21 protein-coding genes are annotated in these 22,182 nt (G+C 56.6%); 16 read left to right on the top strand and 5 right to left on the bottom strand.

Annotated features, from left to right (window positions below; all coding sequences use genetic code 11):
* Positions 1 to 171: 171 nt before the first annotated feature.
* Positions 172 to 909 carry a polysaccharide lyase family protein gene (locus AC2FIM_RS17440; protein WP_496678841.1) on the bottom strand — a complete coding sequence of 246 codons (738 nt, stop codon included), beginning with the start codon at positions 907 to 909 and terminating at the stop codon, positions 172 to 174.
* Positions 910 to 937: 28 nt separating this feature from the next.
* On the opposite strand from AC2FIM_RS17440, the gene AC2FIM_RS17435 reads away from it, so the two are divergent.
* Positions 938 to 2,644, top strand: a complete 1,707-nt coding sequence (locus AC2FIM_RS17435; RefSeq protein ID WP_496678839.1) for a winged helix-turn-helix domain-containing tetratricopeptide repeat protein — start codon at positions 938 to 940, stop codon at positions 2,642 to 2,644.
* A 203-nt stretch (positions 2,645 to 2,847) separates the two neighbouring features.
* Positions 2,848 to 3,480 (top strand): tyrosine-type recombinase/integrase, encoded by a 633-nt coding sequence (locus AC2FIM_RS17430; RefSeq protein WP_496678837.1) that lies wholly within the window; start codon positions 2,848 to 2,850, stop codon positions 3,478 to 3,480.
* Between the two features lie 400 nt (positions 3,481 to 3,880).
* On the opposite strand, the gene AC2FIM_RS17425 is transcribed toward AC2FIM_RS17430, so the two are convergent.
* Together AC2FIM_RS17425 and AC2FIM_RS17420 are read right to left on the bottom strand one after the other, a co-directional pair.
* Positions 3,881 to 5,167: a glycosyltransferase gene (locus AC2FIM_RS17425; protein ID WP_281973948.1), complete on the bottom strand. Its 1,287-nt coding sequence runs from the start codon at positions 5,165 to 5,167 to the stop codon at positions 3,881 to 3,883.
* The gene (locus tag AC2FIM_RS17420; protein WP_281973947.1) at positions 5,164 to 6,096 is read right to left on the bottom strand and encodes an FCD domain-containing protein; all 933 of its coding nucleotides are present in this window, start codon (positions 6,094 to 6,096) and stop codon (positions 5,164 to 5,166) included. Before AC2FIM_RS17420 ends, AC2FIM_RS17425 begins: the two co-directional genes overlap by 4 nt.
* Before the next feature lie 191 nt (positions 6,097 to 6,287).
* Between AC2FIM_RS17420 and AC2FIM_RS17415 the strand changes: the two genes are divergently transcribed.
* The 10 genes from AC2FIM_RS17415 (at position 6,288) to AC2FIM_RS17370 (ending at position 16,452) form a co-directional block, all read left to right on the top strand.
* Positions 6,288 to 7,337, top strand: a complete 1,050-nt coding sequence (locus AC2FIM_RS17415) for a polyamine ABC transporter substrate-binding protein (RefSeq protein ID WP_496678835.1) — start codon at positions 6,288 to 6,290, stop codon at positions 7,335 to 7,337.
* Positions 7,338 to 7,443: 106 nt separating this feature from the next.
* Positions 7,444 to 8,298 (top strand): ABC transporter permease, encoded by an 855-nt coding sequence (locus AC2FIM_RS17410; protein ID WP_281973945.1) that lies wholly within the window; start codon positions 7,444 to 7,446, stop codon positions 8,296 to 8,298.
* Between the two features lies 1 nt (position 8,299).
* Positions 8,300 to 9,091, top strand: coding sequence for an ABC transporter permease (locus AC2FIM_RS17405; RefSeq protein ID WP_281973944.1), 792 nt, complete (start codon positions 8,300 to 8,302; stop codon positions 9,089 to 9,091).
* Complete coding sequence (locus AC2FIM_RS17400; RefSeq protein ID WP_281973943.1) at positions 9,088 to 10,152, top strand: ABC transporter ATP-binding protein; 1,065 nt, start codon at positions 9,088 to 9,090, stop codon at positions 10,150 to 10,152. Before AC2FIM_RS17405 ends, AC2FIM_RS17400 begins: the two co-directional genes overlap by 4 nt.
* A gap of 19 nt (positions 10,153 to 10,171) precedes the next feature.
* Positions 10,172 to 11,458: a nucleotide disphospho-sugar-binding domain-containing protein gene (locus tag AC2FIM_RS17395; RefSeq protein ID WP_496708287.1), complete on the top strand. Its 1,287-nt coding sequence runs from the start codon at positions 10,172 to 10,174 to the stop codon at positions 11,456 to 11,458.
* Positions 11,455 to 11,814 carry a cupin domain-containing protein gene (locus AC2FIM_RS17390; protein WP_281973941.1) on the top strand — a complete coding sequence of 120 codons (360 nt, stop codon included), beginning with the start codon at positions 11,455 to 11,457 and terminating at the stop codon, positions 11,812 to 11,814. The genes AC2FIM_RS17395 and AC2FIM_RS17390 overlap by 4 nt, the downstream gene beginning before the upstream one ends.
* 13 nt (positions 11,815 to 11,827) lie before the next feature.
* Positions 11,828 to 12,172, top strand: coding sequence for a cupin domain-containing protein (locus tag AC2FIM_RS17385; protein ID WP_281973940.1), 345 nt, complete (start codon positions 11,828 to 11,830; stop codon positions 12,170 to 12,172).
* Positions 12,173 to 12,184: 12 nt separating this feature from the next.
* The gene (locus tag AC2FIM_RS17380) at positions 12,185 to 13,690 is read left to right on the top strand and encodes an aldehyde dehydrogenase family protein (RefSeq protein WP_281973939.1); all 1,506 of its coding nucleotides are present in this window, start codon (positions 12,185 to 12,187) and stop codon (positions 13,688 to 13,690) included.
* Between the two features lie 34 nt (positions 13,691 to 13,724).
* Positions 13,725 to 15,113, top strand: coding sequence for an NAD(P)/FAD-dependent oxidoreductase (locus tag AC2FIM_RS17375; protein ID WP_281973938.1), 1,389 nt, complete (start codon positions 13,725 to 13,727; stop codon positions 15,111 to 15,113).
* A 583-nt stretch (positions 15,114 to 15,696) separates the two neighbouring features.
* Positions 15,697 to 16,452 carry an SDR family oxidoreductase gene (locus AC2FIM_RS17370; RefSeq protein WP_496708286.1) on the top strand — a complete coding sequence of 252 codons (756 nt, stop codon included), beginning with the start codon at positions 15,697 to 15,699 and terminating at the stop codon, positions 16,450 to 16,452.
* A 424-nt stretch (positions 16,453 to 16,876) separates the two neighbouring features.
* On the opposite strand, the gene AC2FIM_RS17365 is transcribed toward AC2FIM_RS17370, so the two are convergent.
* Together AC2FIM_RS17365 and AC2FIM_RS17360 are read right to left on the bottom strand one after the other, a co-directional pair.
* Complete coding sequence (locus AC2FIM_RS17365) at positions 16,877 to 17,779, bottom strand: 2OG-Fe(II) oxygenase (protein ID WP_271951654.1); 903 nt, start codon at positions 17,777 to 17,779, stop codon at positions 16,877 to 16,879.
* Between the two features lie 130 nt (positions 17,780 to 17,909).
* On the bottom strand, positions 17,910 to 18,818 hold the full coding sequence (locus AC2FIM_RS17360; protein ID WP_271951652.1) for a LysR family transcriptional regulator: 909 nt from the start codon (positions 18,816 to 18,818) through the stop codon (positions 17,910 to 17,912).
* Positions 18,819 to 18,914: 96 nt separating this feature from the next.
* Between AC2FIM_RS17360 and AC2FIM_RS17355 the strand changes: the two genes are divergently transcribed.
* The 4 genes from AC2FIM_RS17355 to AC2FIM_RS17340 all read left to right on the top strand — a co-directional run bounded on the left by AC2FIM_RS17355 (position 18,915) and on the right by AC2FIM_RS17340 (position 21,987).
* Positions 18,915 to 19,697 carry a CmcJ/NvfI family oxidoreductase gene (locus tag AC2FIM_RS17355; protein ID WP_271951650.1) on the top strand — a complete coding sequence of 261 codons (783 nt, stop codon included), beginning with the start codon at positions 18,915 to 18,917 and terminating at the stop codon, positions 19,695 to 19,697.
* Between the two features lie 47 nt (positions 19,698 to 19,744).
* Positions 19,745 to 20,533 carry an SDR family NAD(P)-dependent oxidoreductase gene (locus AC2FIM_RS17350; RefSeq protein ID WP_496678825.1) on the top strand — a complete coding sequence of 263 codons (789 nt, stop codon included), beginning with the start codon at positions 19,745 to 19,747 and terminating at the stop codon, positions 20,531 to 20,533.
* A gap of 99 nt (positions 20,534 to 20,632) precedes the next feature.
* The gene (locus AC2FIM_RS17345; protein ID WP_496678823.1) at positions 20,633 to 21,478 is read left to right on the top strand and encodes an enoyl-CoA hydratase/isomerase family protein; all 846 of its coding nucleotides are present in this window, start codon (positions 20,633 to 20,635) and stop codon (positions 21,476 to 21,478) included.
* Between the two features lie 167 nt (positions 21,479 to 21,645).
* Complete coding sequence (locus tag AC2FIM_RS17340; RefSeq protein WP_496708285.1) at positions 21,646 to 21,987, top strand: SDR family oxidoreductase; 342 nt, start codon at positions 21,646 to 21,648, stop codon at positions 21,985 to 21,987.
* Positions 21,988 to 22,182: the final 195 nt, after the last annotated feature.

The raw sequence follows: 22,182 nt of genomic DNA, 5'->3' as shown, positions 1-22,182 counted from the left end.
GGTGTCCGCCGCCTGCTGCCAATTATCTTACCCAAGAACCGGTTCCCGCTTTTTTTCGAGCGGGTCCGTATATGTAAGGGGGGGATCAAGACGCACGACACGTGACGGACACGGCGCATAGCCGAGAGTATCCGGAACACGAAGGCGCCGGTTTTGCGTGGCCTGCAGCCCTTACCACTCCGAGATTCGGACGTTCCGATATGATACCGAGACGTTGTCGGTGTCAGGGATATTCTTGGCACCGAAGAGGCCATATCTGAACTGAATCTCGCCGCCCTCGGCCATATTGGGTCTGCCAGATGAGTCGGCAATAACCTTTCCATCACATTCGACCACAAACACACCGGGCGTTTTATCCTTGAGGGATTTGCGCGGCGTAGAATCGTATTGGATGCGCACAGAGACCTTGTGCCAGTCACCGAAATCGTCCGCAGAGATGCAGTCGCGTGCTCGGAAGGTGTAGCCATCATTATTCAGTTCGAAACCATAAAGCATATCGGAGCCCGTTTCGAATTGGCCGACGGTCAAACGTGCGTTGAGTGCATTGTAGCTGAAATCCTCCGGAATGAAGATCTCCCACTCGTACATACGCCGGTCTCCGGCGCCAGATGACGATGTTTCGAAGTACTCGATCCTGTTTCGGGAGCGGCCACAATCTGAGGTGTTGCGTTGTAACTCGTCAGAAAAATATTCACGATCGCTGCACTCGCCAGGAAGAAGCCGGAAACTCTCACTTCCGTCCGCATGGCGAACAGGGGCATCTGCACGAGGTGTGGTCAAATCGAAACTCTCGGCAACAGCCGAGTTGGCGAGAAGCAATGCAATTGAAATTGCAAGAATGCGCGGCGGCAGGCCCGCACGTGCAGTTCGCATTAGAAGATGGTTCGCTGTTTTCGTCACACGTTTCATCAAGTATCCTCGTTCGTGGGAGCGGAAGATGCTCCTCCCCGTTGCCGAAGGGCCACTGTCGAAAAAGTCGAGACAGTGGGCATTGGCGATGGTCGAATTGGAGGACCAGCCGGTGCGATTTACCAAACGAAAAACCTTGAAATCTTCCGAAATCCGCCTGGGAACCGTGATTGTCGAGCGGACAACCGGCCGGGTCTACGACTTGGCCGGAAACGAAATAGAGCTGAGGCATCAATCCCGCGAAGTCCTTGTGGCATTGGCAAAAAAAGCCGACCAGACAGTAACACGCGAAGCGCTGATCGACGAGATCTGGTCAGGCCGCGCCGTTGCAGCCGACAGCGTCGCGCAATGCATCGCGGAAATCCGGCGCGTGGTGGGCGATACCGAAAAACGCATTATCGAAACTGTTCCGCGTGAGGGCTACAGGCTGGTCCTGCCCGCCCCGGAAACCCACTCCACGACTTCGAAGAAACGGCTTGGCGCCTATTCGATGGTGGCCGCCCTCGCGGTTTTCGCCCTGATCACCGCCTATGTTCTGACGCGCCCTGACAACGACATCGATGCACCGGTGGTCGCCGTCCTGCCGTTTGAGGATTTCTCTGTCGAGCCGCACAAGGGCTTCTTGAGCGACGCGATCAGTGAAAACATCATAACCGCCCTGGCACGGTTTCCACAGATGGCGGTCATTTCGCGCCGCTCCAGCTTTCAGTTTCGCGACTCGCCTCAAGGGATTAGTGAGATCGCCAAGGCGCTTGGGGCCGATTTGGTTCTTGAAGGCAGCCAGCAATATGACGGCTCGCGGCTGAAGATCACCGCCCAGTTGATCGACGGCGCAACAGAAGCCCATATCTGGGCGGATGAGTTCGACGTGCCGCTGAGTGCGATGCTTGAGGCAAACAGCGAAATCAGCCGAATAATCGCCAAGGCTGTGGGCACAAACGTGATTGATACCGCGGATGCCAGCATGTCCGCTGGCGATGTCAGCGCCTTGATGATCTCGAATGCAGCGCAAAGCCGGATCATGCGCAACTTCACCCGCGAAAACCTGCTGATCAATATCGAGGAACAGGAACAGTCCATGAAGGACTACCCGGACTCCGCCTGGGGATTTTTGGGGCAGGCCCTGTCGTTGCGTATCGGGCTCCACAATGGCTGGATCGAAGGCGACGAAGTGGCCCTGCGCAAACGGATGAACGATCTCGCCCGCCGGGGCGTCGAGCTCGATCCCAACAATTTCCTGGCCTACCATGCGCTCGGGCGGGCCTTGATGTTCGACGGCAATGTCGAAGACGCGGCACGCGCATTCCAGCGCGGGATCGAATTGAATCCTTCGTCCACCATCGTTGGCAACGGGCTCGCGGTATCGCAGATATATCAGGGCAAGACGGATGAGGCCCTGGCGACACTTGGTCAGCTGGAGCGCATTGACCCGCTCAAACACTTTGACCTGCAATGGAACAAGGCGTGGGCGTTGTGGCAGAAAGGGGACTGTGACACCGCTCTGGACTCGTTCAAATCAGCGCCCTCGATGCCGGTCGCGGCAAACAAACTCCTTGCGGCCATTCACCATTGCCTTGGCGACAAAGACAATGCGGCAAAAGCCATGAGCGACTATCTTGCGGAGAACCCTGACTGGACCGTTTCGCGGGTGAAGGGCATAGAATCCCGGATGTGGACCGCCCCCGGGGCACTGGATCGCTGGCTTGTCGCGATGGAGGCTTCCGGAATGCCTTAGCATTGATGGCGTCCCGCAATCACGGCATTGCAGACAATCATTCATCGCGCGGAAAAACGCACTCAGGGCTCGGAGCTGTCTGATGCATACGCGGCATGGTACACCTACATGACAAGTCCAAAGCAGTTATAGAAATTATGCTATTATCCATCGTCAGCGCGATGCCGACGCTTGGGTTTGGAGGGCGGTATGGAGGGCAAAATATGCCTAGAGTACAGCTTCCAGCAATCACCCCCAAACAACGAGCTTGGAACAAAGGTCGCATCATCGGGCAAAAGCGCCCGTTGCGACCCAAACAGGTCTGGGCCATCCGAGCGCGTCTCGAACTGGCAAACAATTTGCGAGATCTGGCGCTCTTTAATGTCGCGATCGATAGCAAGTTGCGTGGATGCGATTTGGTATGTCTCAAGGTGAGCGACCTCGTAAACGCTGATCAAGTGCGCGAACGTGTTTCGGTGGTGCAAAGCAAAACAAAGCGGCCAGTTCAGTTTGAACTGACTGAAAACACGCGTGATTCCGTTGCCAACTGGGTCAAAAGTCCAGAAATGTTGAGAGGCAGCTTCATGTTTCCAAGTCGGTTCCACGACCATCCCCACATTTCAACACGCCAATACGGCCGACTTGTCAGGGATTGGGTCGCAGCAATTGGCTTAGAACCAAGTGGCTACGGCACGCACTCGATGCTCAGGACGAAGGCCGCTGAAATTTACCGTAAGACTGGGAACTTACGAGCAGTACAACTGCTTCTTGGCCACACAAAGATCGATAGCACTGTTAGGTACTTGGGCGTCGAAGTCGAAGATGCCCTAAGCATTGCTGAGAAGATCGACATTTGAACTTTAGGCGAGCGGTACAAGCCGTTCGCCTTCCGTAAGCAGCCATGCAGCAATCATCTTCTGATGACAGCAAAGAGCCCTTTCTGACGGATGCCGCGCGGGGCGCGAATGGCAGCAAAGCGTACGATTCTGAATCAGGGAAGCCTGACGACGAAGGACCATCAAATGCGCCTTCAATGCATTTTACCAAAACTTGTTGGCGTTGGGTTTCGACGGGGAAGATTCGACTTTTTACTGCGTGGGATACGCGCCAATCTTCTTGCGAGCACCCATTTTCAATCGGTCAGCAGGTCAGTTGCTTCTGACATAAGGTACTGCGCAAAGAAAAGACGCACGGCGATCAGAAACTGCCAAATTCCGGAGCGATTTCTGATCGTGCCAAGGGCATTGTCGCCTAACATCAAGCCGGTACAAGAGCCACCTTCAGGACAGCCTCTGCAGCTTTTCGCGTGCCCGAGTGCTTCTTCATCACATCCGACATTTCAGCTAGATGAGTTTTCATGGGCGCATTGTTCAACAGCTCCAGAATCAGGGACCGCAGGTCTTCTGGCTCCCAGTCTGCGCGATGGATTGCGCGCCCCACGCCCACGGCCTCGGCGCGTTGCGCATTGTCATGACCATCCCAGCAATAGGGCATCACCAGCGACGGAACACCGTGATACAGAGCCTCGCAAAAGCTGTTGTTGCCACCATGGTGGATGATCACGGCGCATTCGGCCACAACAGAAGGTTGGGGAAACCAGCTTCCCAGAATGACGTTATCAGGAACCTGACTATAAGCCTCCAGAAAGCCACCCACATTCACCAGGAACCGCGCCGGCAATGTGGCGAAGACCTCTATCATCCGCCCGATCAGCTGTGTGTCACTTGCCCCGAGAGAGCCGAAACTGAGATACACCAGCGGGCCGTTGTCCTTGGGGAAATGCGGTGACTTGAAATGGCCTTCATCCCTCACGCAGCCTTCGAGAAAGACAAACTGGCCTTCAGGCAAAACCTCGGCGCGCTGGTACCGCACGCAGGCAGGCGCCAGAAGCAGGTTGAGCCACGGTGACGTTTCAAGAAAAATCCCTGCGGGAAGGGGCGGTAGTTTCCGGGCCTTGCGAAATTCGTTGTACCTGCGATGTGGGGCGCGGGTGTTGTCCACATAGGCCTTTTCGAATTCGGTACGTGCCGGAACATCATCGGGCGCCAGACCAGAGAGATACGGTGGCACGTTGGCATCAGGTAGCTCGGTTTCCGCACAGGATACGATCCGCACCCAGGGGCAGCCAGCGTTTGCGACAGCGGGAAACATGATGACGTTATCGAGCAGAATTGCATCCGGTTTGATCCGGTTGAAGAGGTCTCTTAATCCGTCTTCGACAGCTTCGGCTGTGCTGACAATCGCCTCCCAGGTTGGAGCGACGTAGGTTGCCAGCTGATCGAGGGCGGACAGGTTGAAGTGCGGTAGATGCGTGTTGATAAAGCCCTGCCAGTAATCTTCATTTGACGCGTCGTTGCTGCGCCTTTGCTCAGGAAGGTGATACTCCTTGAAACCATATTCAGCGAACACGCCGGTGAAGCCCGGGTGGCAGATAAACACCGGGTTGGCACCCTGTCGTTCCAGTTCCTGAGCTATCCCGACGCAGTTCAGCGCGGCACCAAAGCTTGCCTCGGGGAACAGGGCAATGGTTGGCCCGGATGTCATGACTGCACCCCGCGTTTCATTGGAGGAATACCGCGGTTGGCGGCTTCGGGGCGGCGCACCCGGGACTTGCGTAGGTGCAGGACCATCTGGTCCGCCGCCAGGTCGAACTGATTGCGCTCAAGGCTTTCAAGAATTTCCAGATGCTCTTCCAGCGATTGCCGTAGCCGGAAATCCGGTATCGAGGCATCTTTCTGGGTGGTGCGGCGCAACCGGTGATGTGTCAGCAGGCTGCCGCGGATGAAACGGTTGCCGGAACATTCGGCGATGAAGCTGTGAAACTCTGTATCAATTGCCCGGAACCCGGAACAGGTGATGCTTCCGTTACGAAGCTTCAGGATGTCTTCCATCTGGCTGCGCAGCAGCCCGGCGCGCTTGAAATCCATTGTGAACCTAGGTGCCAGGATCGCCTGAGGTTCCATGGTCAGACGGAAGGCAACGCTGTCTTCGACGGAATTTGGGGAATCAAGGATTGGCTGAAAGGCCCAAGATCTGCCGGGCAATTGGGTAACAATGCCATCGCGAGATAGTATTTTTAATGCATTAAGTACAGTATTGCGTGAGACTTTGTAACGACGCACGAGGGCACTGGCGGACTGAACTTCGCCGATACGGCGCTCGGCGCGATCAGACAGAATGCGCCTAGCTAGGGAATCTTCGAGGTCTTCTAGCCTGCGTACTGCTTCGGCCTGTTCTTCTCGTGTCTGAATTGCCAGAAAATAACCCTCCTCCTCCTTCCATGACAGAACTCCGTTTTCTTCCAAAAGCTTAAATGCAGACCTGATTGGGGTTCTCGACACACCACAGGCGGCGGAAAAGCCCTGTTCGGGCAAGTGGTCGCCGGCCTTCATGCCGCGTTCGAACGCTATGTTCAACACTTTTTGGGCTAGCTCGAGGTGGTTTTGTCGTGTGTTGCGACGCGCATCGGTCATCAGCTCGGCCTTTCGGGGGCAAAAAATTCGGGAAACAAGCCACGCCCCGAAAAAGAACATTGAATACAGATTGACGTATCTTTTCACATAATAATACTGAATCCAAGGCGGTCAGCAAGAACCGCTTTGAAGAATCTAAGATCACGAAGCGTTGGCTTTGCGATCATCCAACATTGAACTGGAGGAATGGTATGTTCCACAAATCACCTACTGCCCGGGCCCTGATTGGGGTGGGTTTGACCTGCTTCGCAAGTGCCGCATGGGCTGATGATCTCGTTGTGTCCAACTGGGATGGCTACATGGCACCTGATGCCGTTGAGGCGTTTAACACCGCGTCCGGCAACACCGCTGAACTGGTGCTACACGCAACCAACGAAGAAATCATGGGCAAGCTGATTGCCTCGAAGGGCAAAGGCTATGATGTGGTCTTTGTGTCTTCGCCGTTCGCCGAAGTGTTGCACAACCTCGGGCTGGCTGAGGAACTGGACCATGCAAAGCTGCCCAACGCGGCCAATCTTTATGCCGAGGCAACGACGCTTAACCACGATCCGGGCAATAAGTTCTCGATGCCTTATGCGTGGGGCACAACCGGGTTGTGCTATCGCTCAGATCTGGTGGCCGACGTGCCCGACAGTTGGATGGACCTGTTAGCACCAAGTGATGCAGTCTCCGGCAAAACCACCATGCTAGCCACGGATCGCTGGCTGTTAGGTGCAGGGCAACTGGCCAAAGGTTATTCGGTTAACGAAACGGATGCCGACAAAATGGCCGAGGTCCGCGACCTGTTGATTAGCGCCAAGGGCACGCTGCTGGCCTATGACGACACCACTTTCTATTCCAAACTGGTATCGGGTGAAGCGGAGCTGGTGCACGCATGGGATGGCTGGTGCAACTATGGCATCGCCGAAAACGCCGACATCAAATACGTTGTGCCTGAAGAAGGGTCTGATCTGTGGGTTGATACCATGGTGATCCTCAAAAACTCTGAACACAAAGACGCGGCTTATGCATTCGTGGATTACATCCTGGGTGCCGAAACGCATCGCTGGGCGGCAGAGAACATTTTGTACAAGGTTCCAAATCAGGCCGCGATGGAAGGGCTGGATGCCAGTCTGATTGAGACTTTCCCGAACATGGGCATGAGCCCGTCCGAGATGACGGCCTATGAACAACTTCGTGATGTGGGTGAAGCGCAGCGAGACTATTCGCGCATCGTTTCGGAAATCAAGGCGGCGAACTAACATCGCCAAATAGGTTGGGGCGTTTCGCCAAGGCTTGGTGCCCCTTTCCGCTATTGTTTAACCTCTCCCGTCGCGTTGCAGCGGCGCGTGGACAGAAATTGCCGCCATGAAAGACCGCAAACCCATCTACCTAATGTCGCCCGCGCTGGCCTGGTTGACCGCGTTCATGGTTATCCCGTGTCTGCTAATTTTGGCATTGGCGTTTTTCCGGCGCGGTATTTACGGCGGTATTGAATACACTTTTACGCTCGAAAACATCGCACTGGTGTTTGACCCGCTTTATGCCGGTATCTTTCTCAAATCGGCCTGGATTGCCGGGCTTTCGGCTTTGATCGCGGTGGTCGTTGGTTATGCGGCGGCCTACGCGATTGCCGCGATGCCGCGCCGGCGCCAGCCTGTGCTGCTGTTCTTCGCAGTGCTGCCGTTCTGGTCAAACTATCTGGTGCGCACTTATGCTTGGATCGTGCTGCTGAACCGCGAGGGACTGATAACCGGTATCGCGCGCGCCTTGGGGTATGACGGAGAACTGCCCAAACTTCTCTATACCGAAGGCGCCGTTGTGGCCGGGTTGGTCTATAACTACCTGCCCTTTGTGATTCTTGCCTGTTATGCGCCGCTGTCGCGCCTGAACCCAGAAATATCCGAGGCCTCACGCGATCTGGGCGGATCAGGCTGGACCACGTTTCGCCGGGTGATCCTGCCGTTGACAGTGCCGGGAATCGCCACCGGTTTCGTGTTTGTCTTCGTCCTGTCGATCGGCAACTTCGTAACCCCGGCATTGCTGGGGGGTGGGCAATTCCAGATGATCGGCAACCTTGTTTATGCCCAGTTCCTGACCGCCAATGACTGGCCGTTTGGATCTGCGCTATCGATGATATTGATCGCAATCATGATGGGGCTGCTGACATTGCAGACCTTTGCGACCGAACGTGCCTCTGGCGGCCGTGGCGGAGGCAGCTGAGATGGCCGGGAAAAGCAACCTTCGCCTGATGTACATGATCATTGCGGCCGTGTTTGCGTTTCTTTACGTGCCGATTTCGGTGTTGTTCGCCCTGTCCTTCAACGAAGGCGGGTTGCCCACGGCCTGGACCGGGTTCTCGGTCAAGTGGTATGGCGCACTTCTGGCCAACGATCAGATCCTTGGCGCGGCCCTGAACACCCTAATCGTAGCCGTAGTGTCAACGCTGATGGCAACGGTTCTGGGCACCCTGTTGGCAATCGGCGTGGAAATCCGTCGGCGCAAGGGGCGCTTTCTGGAAACCATCATCTTTGCCCCGATGATCATCCCGGACATTGTTCTGGCCATCGCGCTTCTGAGCTTCTTTTCCATGCTGAATGTCACAATGGGCCTGCACACGATCATTGCCAGCCACGTGGTGTTCAACCTGGCCTTTGTGTGTTCGGTGGTGCGCGCACGCCTGAAAACCTTCGACTGGTCGATTGTTGAGGCCTCCACCGACCTTGGCGCATCCACCCCGGTCACATTATGGCGGATCGTGCTACCGGTCATGATGCCCGCAGTCATTGCGGGGGCGCTTCTGGCTTTTACCCTATCGGTGGACGAATTCATCATCGCCTTTTTCACCGCCGGTGCGGGACGCGATTCCATCACCCTGCCCATGCAGATATTTGCCATGATCCGGTTTGGTGTCACGCCTGAGATCAATGCGCTGGCCACCCTCGTCATGACGCTGTCGGTGGTTGCACTGGCGCTGTCGCAACGTCTGAACCGCGGAGGTTTGCCGGGACAATGACCACCCCTCTTTTGTCACTTCGCAATGTCGAGAAATGCTTTGGCGCTGTTCAGGCGGTAGCCGGCCTGTCGCTGGATATCGCGGAAAATGAGTTCTTCGCGCTTCTGGGTGCCTCGGGTAGTGGCAAAACCACCCTGCTGCGCATCCTCGCCGGGTTCGAGATGCCAAGCGCGGGCACCGTGCATCTTGATGGTCACGACATTTCGCATGTGCAGCCGAACCATCGGCCCGTGAACCTGATGTTCCAGTCCTATGCACTGTTCCCACATATGAGTGTTGCACAGAACATCGCCTACGGGCTTGAAATGGAAAAACTGCCCCGCTCGGAGATCAAATCGCGGGTGGCCGATATGCTGGACATCATCCAGCTATCGCATCTTGCTGGCCGCAAACCCGATCAGTTGTCAGGTGGCCAGAAACAACGCGTCGCACTTGCCCGCGCGCTGGTCAAGAGACCCCGCCTGTTGCTACTGGATGAACCGCTTGGCGCTCTGGACAAGAAGCTGCGCGGCGAAATGCAGCTAGAGTTGAAGCGCATCCAGGATGAGTTTGGCATCACCTTCATTGTCGTGACCCACGATCAGGAAGAAGCGCTGGTCATGGCCGATCGCATTGCCATTCTGAAAGATGGTCAGCTACTGCAATGCGGCAACCCAAGGGAAATCTACGAGCATCCTGCCAATCGCTATGCTGCGGATTTTATCGGTGTCATGAATTTCCTGCCTGCAAAGGTATCGGGCGGCAAAGTTCTTGCCGCCAACGGCCAGATGTTCAAGGCTGAGCTTCCCGATGGCCTAAGCGACGGGGCGGATGTTGTCGCGGCAATCCGGCCAGAGCGGCTTCACTTGGGCGGCGAGGGCAATGACAACAGCCTTTCAGGCACCGTGCGGGCGATGGCCTATCATGGGCTTGATCTGCACCTGCATCTGGAAACACCCACATCCCCGCAACCGGTTTTGGTACGCCTGACCGCTGATGCGGCTGAAATACGCCCCCTGTCGATTGATGATGACGTCACCGTCGGCTGGTCGGCCAAGGATACCCGCATTTTTGCGGCTTGAAACAACAAAGGAGACTACAATGACACAGAAAACCTTTGCATTTTTCCCCGAAGCGGCTTTTGGCCCGGCGCTGAACTCGGTTGGTATTGCCCAGGCGGTGGAACGTATGGGCCACAAGGCCGTGTTTCTGTCCGACCCTGGTTTTATCGAGGTGTACGAAGGCTATGGGTTTGAAGCGCATCCGGTCAACCTGTCCGAGCCGATGCCACCTGAACAGATGGCCAAGTTTTGGGAAGACTTTATCAACGGTCATATCCCGAATTTCCGCAAGGCGCCGATCGACCAGATTGATAACTACGTCAAGGAATGCTGGGAGGCGATTGTCGACAGCGCCAAATGGGCGGAAAAGGATCTGCCGGGAATTCTTGCCAAGATCAAGCCGGATGTGATTTCAGTTGATAACGTCATCCTGTTCCCCGCGATCAAGCAGTATGGCGTGCCGTGGGTACGCATCATCTCATGCTCGGAAAACGAGATCGACGATGACAGCATTCCACCGCATCTGTCGGGTATGGCCGAAGACGATATAGCAGGTCACGCCGCGTTCCGGGCCCGGTTCAACGAGGTGATCAAGCCGATCCATGGCGATTTTAACGCCTTTTTGGAAACGACGGGCGAAGACGCCTACCCGATTGGCCAATTCTTTGAAGCGTCGCCCTACATGAACCTGCTGCTCTACCCCGAGCAAGTGAAATACACCCGGTCCGCGCCGCTTAATCCCGCACAGTTCCAGTATCTTGAAGGCTGTGTGCGTCAGGACGAACCTTATGAGGTGCCGACTTTCAAAAAGAACAATGACGGGCCGTTGCTTTATATCTCGTTTGGGTCTCTGGGGGCGGGTGACACTGATCTGCTCAAGCGTCTGATCGATCTTGTCGCCAACTCGCGCTACCGTGCGTTGGTCAATGTCGGCGACTACAAGGAAGAGTATTCAGACATCCCCGACAACGTCATCATCGAGGGCTGGTATCCGCAGCCTTCGGTGATCCCGCAGGTTGATGCGGTTATTCACCATGGCGGCAACAACTCGTTTACCGAATGCCTCTATTTCGGCAAACCGGCGATTATCATGTCCTATGTCTGGGACGGGCACGACAATGCGATGCGGGTGCAGGAAACCGGGCATGGGTTCCGCTCGGATCGCTATGAATGGACCGACGAGGAATTAATCGCGAAGATCGAAGCCTGCCTGACGGATAAGGCGATGGCCGACCGGTTGCAGCAAACCTCGGCCCATATGCAATCGCAAAACGGACAGGAAAAAGCCGCCAGGATACTGGTTGATCTGGCAGGGTCATCCGCATGACCAACCTGTCTTCTACGGCCCCCCATATCCATCAGGCGACCAACTATGATGACCTGCTGGATTGGGGGCCACAGCCCGATATGGTCGAAGGTCAGTCACATTCCACCGGGCGGCTTTTGCACAAAGGACCGGACAATTCACCGGAAACCGGCGTCTGGTTGTGTTCGCCGGGGTGCTGGCGGTTGTCTGTGCCGCGCGACGAGTTCTGCCACTTCGTCGCCGGAAGAGCCACCTATGTGTCAGACAGCGGTGAAGTGATCGAGGTCAGTGCGGGCACCTGCGTGCTGTTCCCTGCTGGCTGGACCGGAGAGGCCACGATCCACGATACCACCCGCAACATCTACATGCTAGCCTGAAGGGGACACGCCGATGAAAACACCCGTGATGCACAAGCCGCTTGAAATCACTGACACGGTGGACTGGGGCGAGATTCCGACCATGATCGAGGGCACATCGCACACGTCCGGTAAACTGTTGCACAAGGGGCCGGACGGGCAAAGCGAGTGCGGCTTGTGGATCTGCACGCCGGGCAAATGGGACTGCCATGTCACGAAGGATGAATTTTGCCACTTTCTGGAAGGGCGATGTACCTATGTGCATGAAAGCGGCGATGTCATCGAGATCATGCCCGATACGGCTGCGTTTTTCCCGCAGGACTGGAAAGGGGTGTGCACGGTACACGAGACGGTCAAGAAGGTCTACATGATCCGCTGAAGGGAGCGCAGAATGCCTGGTGAAACGACAGCGCGATATTATCTATCGCCAACCTACGAACTCAGCCAAATGCCGGGTGTGCCAGTGATCGACCCGGCCACTCAGGATCAGGTTGGTATACGCGCCCAGGTATCCGGTGAGGAGCTGGAAGCCACTCTTGCCCGGGTCAATGCAGCACAAAAACTGTGGGCAAAAGTGGATGCCAAATCCCGAGCGCAGAAGTTGCACGCGCTGGCCAGCAGGATCGAGGCCACCGACATGACGCAATGCGCCATTCTGATGAGCCGGGAGATGGGCAAGCCTTACCCCGAGGCGATTGGTGAGGTCGCAAACTGTGCACCCGTCTTCAGGTATTTCGCAGAAATGGCACGGGATGAGGCCGGTAAGCTGGCCGGCACCACACAAGCCGGATCGCTGCAATATGCGCGGTATGAACCTTACGGCGTTTCGGCCCATATCATGCCGTTTAATTTCCCGATCCTGCTGATGTGCTGGACGGTTGCGGCCTCATTGGCGGCGGGCAATGGCTGTGTCATCAAACCGGCCGAAGCGGCCACACTTTCAACGCTGGAATTCATGCAGGTGTTTGACGATATGCCACCGGACCTTGTGGCCTGTCTGCCCGGCGGGGCGCAGGTTGGACAGGCACTGGTGGAAAGCGACAAGACCCACGCCATCGCCTTTACCGGCTCGGTGGCGGCGGGGCGGGCCGTGTCTGGTGCCGCAGGCGCGCGGATGAAACCGGCAGTGATCGAGGCTGGCGGTTCTGACCCGATGATCGTTACAGATCATGCGCCGCTAGACATTGCCGCCGCCGGCGCGGTTACCGGGGCATTCCACCTGTCCGGTCAGGTCTGCACCTCGACCGAGCGTCTGTTTGTGACGGATGCCGTCCATGATGCGTTTGTAAGAGCTTTCGTTGCGGAAACGAGCCGTCTGCGCATTGGCAACGGGCTTGAAAAATCCGAAATAGGCCCATTGGTCAGCAAGGCGGCACGCGACAAGGTAGAGCGTTTGGTGGCTGATGCCGTGAACAAGGGTGCAAAGGTCGAATGCGGCGGGCGGGTGCCACCGGGGCTGGACAACGGCTGGTACTATGAACCAACAATTCTGACCGGATGTCGCCCGGATATGGATCTGCTAAAGCAAGAGATTTTCGGGCCGGTTGTTGCCATTGTCCGCGTGCCTGATTTTAACGCGGCGCTGGAACAGGCCAATAACAGCCCCTTCGGGCTGGGCGCTTCGATTTTCACCACCGACCTCGCCGAAGCACATGAAGCGTCAGAGCGGTTGGAGGCGGGCATGGTCTGGATCAACAACCCGATGATCGACAATGATGCGTTGCCGTTCGGGGGGTGGAAAAGCTCGGGCCTTGGGCGCGAGTTGGGCCGGCAGGGGTTGGATGCATTCCGGCGCTCAAAAATGGTTGTTCTTGATCACAAACCGGTGCGCCATGAGTGGTGGTACCCTTATCCCGACGATTGGTTTCTGGAAACAGGCGGGCGCAAACATGTCTGATCCGTTCATGCAGTACTTTTAGAAAGCCTGTCAGGTGCAAAATTTTTGCGATCCCGATCAGTTAACCAAAACACCGTTCTGGACCAGTTCTTATGTGCCAGGGGCTGACAACCCATCCCTTGAGGATGATCTGACCTGTGATCTGGCGATCGTCGGCGGGGGATTCACCGGCCTGTGGAGCGCGCTGAAGGCCCGCGAACGCTGGCCGGACAAAAACATCGTTGTTCTGGAGGCCGACAGATGCGGGAATGCCGCCAGCGGGCGCAATGGTGGTTTCTGCGCCCCAAGCATTTCACATGGGGCGGCCAATGCCGTTGCCCGCTGGCCGAAGGAAGCCGAAACCCTTGTCCGGCTAGGCCACGAGAACCTTGATGGGTTTCAGCAAGATATCACAGATTTCGGCATAGACGCCGAGTTTGAGCGCGCGGGAAAGCTTAATGTCGCGGCCACCCCATGGCAGGTGCAGGGCCTGAAGGCCACGCAGGAGGTTTTTGCGCGGTTCGGGTATGACACGCAGATTTTGCAAGGCGCTGATCTGCACGACAAGTTGAACAGCCCCGTATATGATACTGGCCTGTTTGAGCCCAATTATGCTCTGATCAATCCCGGTAAACTGGTTGCAGGCTTGCGGGAAAATTGCATCGACAAGGGTGTCGAACTATATGAGCATTCACCGGTAACAGCGCTTCCCAAACAGGGTGCGTCTATCCGGCTGGCAACCGATAAGGCGCGCATTTCCGCGCGACAGATAATTCTGGCCACAAACGCCGCCGTGCCGTTGCTGAAACGCCTGCGCGCCGCGATTATCCCGGTGTTTGACTACGCGCTTGTGACTGAGCCGTTAAATGCCGATCAACTGGCCGCCATTGGCTGGGAGGGGCGGCACGGGGTCGCTGACAGCGGCAATCAGTTTCACTATTCCCGTAAAACCGCAGACAACCGTATCCTTTGGGGCGGGTACGACGCTATCTATCATTATGGTAGCGACCGCGATGTCGCCCTGCAGGATCGGCCAGAAACGTTCAACCGGCTTGCCGGTACTTTCCGGGCGGCTCTCCCGGCACTGGACGGCGTGCAGTTTTCGCATGCCTGGGGCGGGATCATCGACACCTCGGCCCGCACAACGTTCTTTGTCAACACCGCCCTTGATGGCCAGTTGGCCTATGCGATGGGGTTCACCGGGCAAGGGGTTACCGCCTCGCGGTTCGCGGCCCTTGCGATGCTGGACATGCTGGAGGGCAAACAAACCGAACGCACAACGCTGAGCATGATACGCCGCCGCCCGGTGCCCTTTCCCCCCGAGCCGCTGAGAAGCCTTGCAATCCGCCGCGCGCAACGAGATCTGGCCTGGGAAGATCAGACCGGAAATCGGTCGTTTTACCTAAGGTGTCTTGATCGGCTGGGAATTGGCTTTGATTCCTGAAGACGTCAGACCGCCATCGCACAGCCAAGTGGTCTTATGGATTGGCCTTCCCTTTCAACACTTTTCACCTCCCTGGCCGATTTTGTCGCTGTGCGTGGCTTGAATCAATCCTCTCCAGGTGAAAGGGAGAGCATGAGTGTTGGAAAGCAGGTAAATAGGACTTTACTACCTGAGCGTCTGACGACAGGTGGCAGAACTTTTTTGATATCCGACATTGGAGCAATCGCAGCGAACTCACACTCAGTCCGCACTCCCGAAGTCGGGTCACGCTACAATCTCGTGGGCGCAGCGAATGGCCGGTTCGGTGAAGCTGCACTGCGGCGTAGTCTGACACGATCAATGTCTGGTATGGGCCGTTCTCGTAGGCTCAATCGCTAGATATTGCACTTGCAACAGCGTTGGTACTGATCCCAATAAAGTGATTTCGCTACCGCGAACGAACGGCGGCTCCCGTTTGAGGTCAACCAATTGATCCGTTTCTTGCGCTTTCACCTCAAGTAGCTCAACACCCGCAAGAACCGGGTCGCGATTCACTCGCATCATTCCTTAGGTGATTGGCATGTAATTTCAAAAAGGCATGACCATGGAACTTAAAGACAAAACCATCATCATTACCGGCGCGAGCAGCGGAATCGGTGCTGCAGCAGCGCTTCTGTTTGCCTCGGAAGGGGCGAATGTTGTGTTAGGTGCCCGCCGGGAAGCTCAGCTAAACACACTCGTCGGGCAGATTACCCAAAGCAACGGGCGCGCCGTTTACCTTGCGGGCGACGTGACGGACGAAACATATTCCAGGGATCTTGTTGATCTGGCGAAACGGCAGTTTGGCGGCCTTGATGGCGCATTTAACAATGCGGGCATTATGGGCGAGATGGGTCCAATTCCCGAAATGGAGTCCGGCAACTGGCAGTCGGTTCTTGCTACAAACCTCAACAGTGCATTTTTTGCGGCCAAAGCGCAGATTCCGGCAATAGAGGAACGCGGTGGCGGGTCTATTGTATTCACCGGAACTTTTGTTGGTGTCAGCAATGGGGGAATGCCCGGCATGGGGGCTTATGCCGCATCAAAGGCTGGACTGATTGGGCTCGTACAGTCTTTGGCATCTGATCATGCGGCCAAGAGGGTCCGTATCAACACTATTTTGCCGGGTGGTACTAAAACCGACATGGCCGGCGATGATCCTGCGACGCACGACTTTATTGCCAACTTGCATCCCCTGAAACGCATGGCGGAGCCAAAGGAGATTGCCCAATCTGCATTGTTCCTTCTGTCAGACCGGGCAAGCTTCGTGACGGGTTCTCCGGTCGCCGTTGACGGTGGTATGGCGACCCGCCTGCTTTAGATATCTGCCGTTGGTTGCTTCGTAACCAACGGCGGTCTCCATCCAGACAAGATAGCTCGCCCAAAAATCCATATCGTGGTGAACGCCATCTTTGACGACTTTCGCCAGGGTATCGTCACCGCAGACTGAATATTCGGATTGGACTTTCGCTGCTCGCCGCCTTTTTGATCAGGTAGATGGGCTTTGTTGCGCAAATCGGAGTTTGAGCGCAGTTCCCCCTTCCCCGGACAGACTTATCCTATATCTGCGGCTCAACTGAGGATGATGCCGCGCTGCCTCCGAGGTCCGCTCTGAGCCCAAAACAACGAATGCTGCAACCTGCACCAATGGCTGCTTCGAGATTATCTGAAAAAGCGGCCAACGAGCCTCCGCTATGTTGGCTGGGCGACGTCTATCACCCAACCAACCTGTCGAGGTCCGCGGATCAGAAGGGCGCAAACCCGTCCGATGGATCGGCCGGGACCGTCCAGCGCGCGCGCGGATCGATTGTGGGCGCGAACGCACTAGGATGCGGGATCTGGCCGTTTTGACCGTAGAGCCACAGCACGAAATTGGAGCGTTGACCTTCGGTGATCGGTTCAGACGCATGGGGGACGCTGCCGTGGTGGATCAAGGCCGTGCCGGGCTCAAAGTGCAGTTTTTCGACCCGTCGCGACGCGGGATCAATGAAGCTGACAGCGGAGCCAGAATAGGTCTCGTCCGGTAGATTTAGATTGATATTCAGCGTGACCGATGATGCGTCTGAGTGAGGCCGGAGCGACGTGTCGTTATCTGCTTGCCACTGGATGGAAAACCCGAAGGTCTGCGTGTCGTATCCCATCACATCCGGGAACAAGAGCCGTGAGATGGGCCGCATATAGGTGTTCATCAGGTCGCGGTAGAACGTCTGGAAGGCTGAGGCCCCAAGATGCCCTTCCGAGCGCGGGTCAAGCATTGCACCGCCCCGGTTGAGGGAAATGCCATAGGGCGGGCGCAGCGGAATGCCTGCATCGGCGACACTGTCCAGATAGCTGCGCAAAACGAACAGCCGTTCGGGGTCAAAGAACTGGGTTTTGTAGACACCGGGGAAGACCTCTTCCCATAGTTTTTTCACTTCGCCTTCGGTTGCCGGGTCTTTCCAGGCCCCGTCGACCGCTGCGCGGAGACGGTCGTCATGAACAGATGCATCCAAGGCGGTTTGATTGGCCTGCTCCCATTCCTTCCATGCGTGTTTGAACAGCTCCTGGTTGTCATTCCAGAATTGCGCGACTTGCGGGGCGCGTTGCAGCATTGCTTCGCGTGTGGGGCGTTCCACGGCGCGTGCGCGCTCTAATGCAGATTGTGTCATGTCCTGTCTCAACTTTCTGATGGTCAAGCCTGTTGCTTCCGAGACATCAGATATTACCCTTAGATTGCGTATAAATGGACATATTTTTGATAACAGAATTCGTTTTCTCTACATAATAGAGGTGTGGCGCCTAGGACCCGGCCCAAGCCGCTGACCGTCCGATCTGTTGGATCAGATAGTCCATGAAGACGCGGACCTTTGCGGAGACTACGTTGCTTTTGGGGTAGATCAGCCAAAGCGCCGGATTGTCCGCCAGTGTGTACCCGGGCAGCACCTGCACAAGGGACCCATCATTCAGCTCGCTGTGGACCGCCCAGAGGGAGTTAATCGAAATGCCGGCACCCTTGAGCGTGACACGCACTTGTGTCAGCCCGTCGTTCACGATCAGCCTGTGGGAGGCTTTGTGGAGGTCGAATGTTGCTTTGGCTCCGTCATCTGACACCAAGGCGCGCGGCTCCAGATCCTTGAAGGCGACCAGACGATGCGCCGCGAGGTCATCCGGTGTGCCGGGCACCCCATGTGTTTCCAGATAGTCTGGTGCTGCACAAAGAATACGTGTGTCGTTTGCCAGTTTGCGCGCCGTCAGACTGCTGTCCTCCAGAATAGAATTGCGGAGGGCCAGATCATAGCTGCCCTCAATCAGGTTGAACTGGGTATCTGATAAATGCAAATCGAGCGTCAGGTCTGGATAGGCATCCATAAAAGCGGGCAACAGGGGCGCGATATAGAGCTGGGCAAAGGTGCTTGGAGCGGCAAAGCGCAATGTCCCGCTCACCTCGGCCTTGCCTTTGCCGAATGCGGCGAGGGCCGCTTCTTCCTGTTCGATCATCTCTCGGGCGTACGGCAAGAAGTCCTGCCCCTCTAGGGACACCGAGACTTTCCGAGTGGATCGATGCAACAATTCGGCGCCCAGCAGTTTTTCAAGCTTTGCGAGCCGCGCGCTGGCCACCGCCGGTGCCATCCCTAGCGTTCGGCCCGCCGCGCTGATGTTCAGCGTTTCAGTAGCAAGGACGAAGAGGCGGAGGCTTTGCGTATCCATATTGTATATTTTTCCAGAAAACTGAATTCGATTATCTACCGTTTATATATCTGCGCAGCGGTATAGGTCAAAGCTCAAGACAGAGCGGAGAGCGGAATGACTCAGACAGCGACAGTGAATTATCACGTCCACAAACCGGAGCGTCAGGCGTTCGAGCTTGATGCCGGTGGCATCGTTGGCAATCTGATCGCGCCAGAACTCGCCCCAACCGAAGTGAAAGTGCGCGACGCGCGCAGGTCAGCCACAGACCCATCATTCGAGGATGACGCTGTCGCGTTTTCTTTCGTCCCAACAGCGGTCTCGTTCGCGCAAGACGATGATGCCTGGCAAGCGGAGTACGACGCAGAGCTGACGTCGCTTCTGACGACCAAGCTGGACGCGCAGGAGGTGATCATCTTTGATCACACGATCCGGGTGGATGACCCTGACGCCGCGCGCAAGCCCGCGCGAAACGTCCACAGCGACTACAGCCCTGACGGCGCAGAACAGCGACTGATCGACATTCTTGGTGCTGATACAGCGGCAAAATGGAGCGCGGGGCACTACGCCTTCATTAACATCTGGCGACCGATCGAGGCGGCGATCAACTCAGCCCCGCTCGGGTTTATCCTGCCGTCGAGCGTCGCCCCGGAAGACTGGATCCTGCTTGATCTGATCTATCCCGACCGCAAAGGACAGATCATGGGGTTGGCGGCAAACCCGAATCATCAGTGGATCTACATGTCGAAGATGACCCCGGATGAGGTCGCCTACTTCAACATCTTCGACAATCAGGGACGGCCCTCCATCGGGCACTCCGCGTTGGACATGGTCGAAGACCCAAACGTCATGACCATCCGCAAAAGCATTGAGAGCCGCACCCTAGTGCGTTTTGCCTGATCCCATCATCGGACCCACGAAACACGAGCAAACGGAGAGAGACAATCATGACCAAGACAATTCTTATCACCGGATCAACAGACGGCATCGGTCTTTTGACGGCGCAGACCCTCGCAAAAGAGGGGCACAAAATTCTGCTTCATGGACGCGGTGCAGCCAAACTGGAAGCCGCCGTCAACGAGGTCGGCGGCGACGTCGAAACCTATGCCGCTGACCTGTCGCGTATGGCCGATATCCAAACCTTCGCGGCAGAGGTGCGCGAGAAACACGACCGCCTTGATGTGCTGATCAATAACGCGGGCGTGCTGAAAGTCGCGGAGACCCAGACCGAGGCCGGCCATGATGTGCGGTTCATGGTCAACACCTTGGCGCCCTATGCGCTGACCCGCGCGCTTCTGCCGATCATTCCGAAAGACGGGCGGATCGTGAATCTATCCTCTGCCGCGCAAGCGCCGATTGATTTGGCTGCCATGCGCGGGGAAAAACAGCTTGGCCACAATGACGCCTACGCGCAAAGCAAGCTCGGCATTACGATCTGGACCCGCGAATTGGCGAAGGAGTTGACCGACGGACCCGTCGTCGTCGCCGTCAATCCCGGATCGTTGTTGGCTTCGAAGATGGTCAAGGAAGGCTACGGCATCGCGGGCAACGATCTGTCCATCGGCGCGAACATCCTGCGTGAAGCGGTGCTCGGGTCGTCGTTCGCGGATGTTTCGGGCAAGTATTTTGACAATGACAGCGGCCAGTTCGCGCAGCCACATGCGGCTGCACTGGACGCAACTCATTCGGCGCAGGTGATGCAAGGCATCGAAGATGCTTTGAAATCTCTCAGCTGATCCCACTGACGCCCGTCTGACGTCGGGCGTCTTTTACACCACCTGAAACTGCAACCCTCCGGCGACATGCGTTGTCCGGACCCAAGAAAGGACTGACTGATGAAATACGAGAATTTTCAAACCTTTGACGTGAAGGTCCAAGACGCCATCGCAACGGTGGCATTCGATTTTGGAACAGTGAATGTGCAAGGCCAGGAAATGCTGGCCGACCTCAACAGCCTTGCCATGCGGCTGGAGCGGGACCGCGATACCAAGGTGGTCATCTTCCAATCCGCGAACCCCGAGGTTTGGGTCTGCCACTACGACACCGAGCTGCTCAAGGACATGTCGACCGAAGCTGTCTCCCGCGATGAAGCCCAGCTGCTCGATTTGCAAGCGGTCTGCGAACGCATCAGCAAGGTGCCTCAGGCCACGATCGCGAAGCTGGAAGGCTTCGCACGCGGTGGTGGCCACGAGTTGGCCCTGGCGCTGGACATGCGCTTTGCGGCGCGTGGCAAATTCAAGTTCATGCAGATGGAAGTCGGCATGGGTATCCTGCCCTGCGGCGGCGGTGCGTCCCGCATGGCCCGTCAGACCGGTCTGGGCCGCGCGCTGGAAATCATCCTGAGTGCCCGAGACTTTGACGCCGATGAAGCCGAGGCAATGGGCACGATCAATAAAGCGTTGGATGCTGATGCGATCGACGACTATGTAAACACCTTGGCGCAGCGGATTTCCAAGTTCCCGGCAGAGTCCATCAATGCCTGCAAGCAGATGGTCTACGAGTCGATCGACAAGCCTATCGATGAGGCCCTGAAGGCCGAGGCCTATTGGCTCTACCAGGCAACGAGCAAAACATCAGCCGTTAAACGCTTCACGATCGCAGACGAGCAGGGCCTAGAGCACGACATGGAAAACCAGCGGAACTGGGAAAACCTGGTCATGGATGTTCAGGATATCAACTGAGATTGATTGGATTAAGCGGACATTCGGCCTTGTGCGTCGGATGTCCGTTTTGTCCGCGTCTTTCCAGTTCGGGCTTGGCGCGGTGAAGGGTCGGTTACGTACCAACCTTTTCAGAAATCTCCTTACCGCCCTATTTTGCACTCAGCCTGAATCGACCCCACAAGCTGATGGGCCAGATCAACCTTGTCCGCGTTGGACAGAGACATATCAGCGATGCTGGATCGTTCACGCTCACTGCCGGCATACTGTCACGAGATCCGATGCAGGGCTCGGTGGTGATCAGCATCGCCAATGGGGCGCTGGAATCCTTTGCCAAGGCAGCAGCACTCGAACTTGATCGCGAACTACGGGTGAACACCGTCAGCCCGGTCTTCGTCAAGGAAACGATGGAGATGATGGGCATGGATTCAAGCACGGGCTTATCGGCGGCAGACACTGCAAAGGCCTACGTCGCTGCCGTCGAAGGGAACATGAACGGTGAAACGTTGGACGCGCCTGACTATGCATAACGCTATGAGCTAATCAAACTTGCTTGGAAAAAACCTGCCGTTCAGACCGCGAGGCCGAATGGCAGATTTGTCCCGCGTCTTGCCAGTTCGTGCGCCGCGCCGCGAAAGGCGCTCCATCGCGAAACGGTCGTTCATGGATCTCGCGGCGAAGGTGCCGGGAGAGCCCAAAGTCACAAATTCTGCAGAGCGAACGAA

Source organism: Ruegeria sp. CDSC052, assembly GCF_059610685.1.
This window is presented reverse-complemented; position numbering and strand designations above follow the sequence as displayed.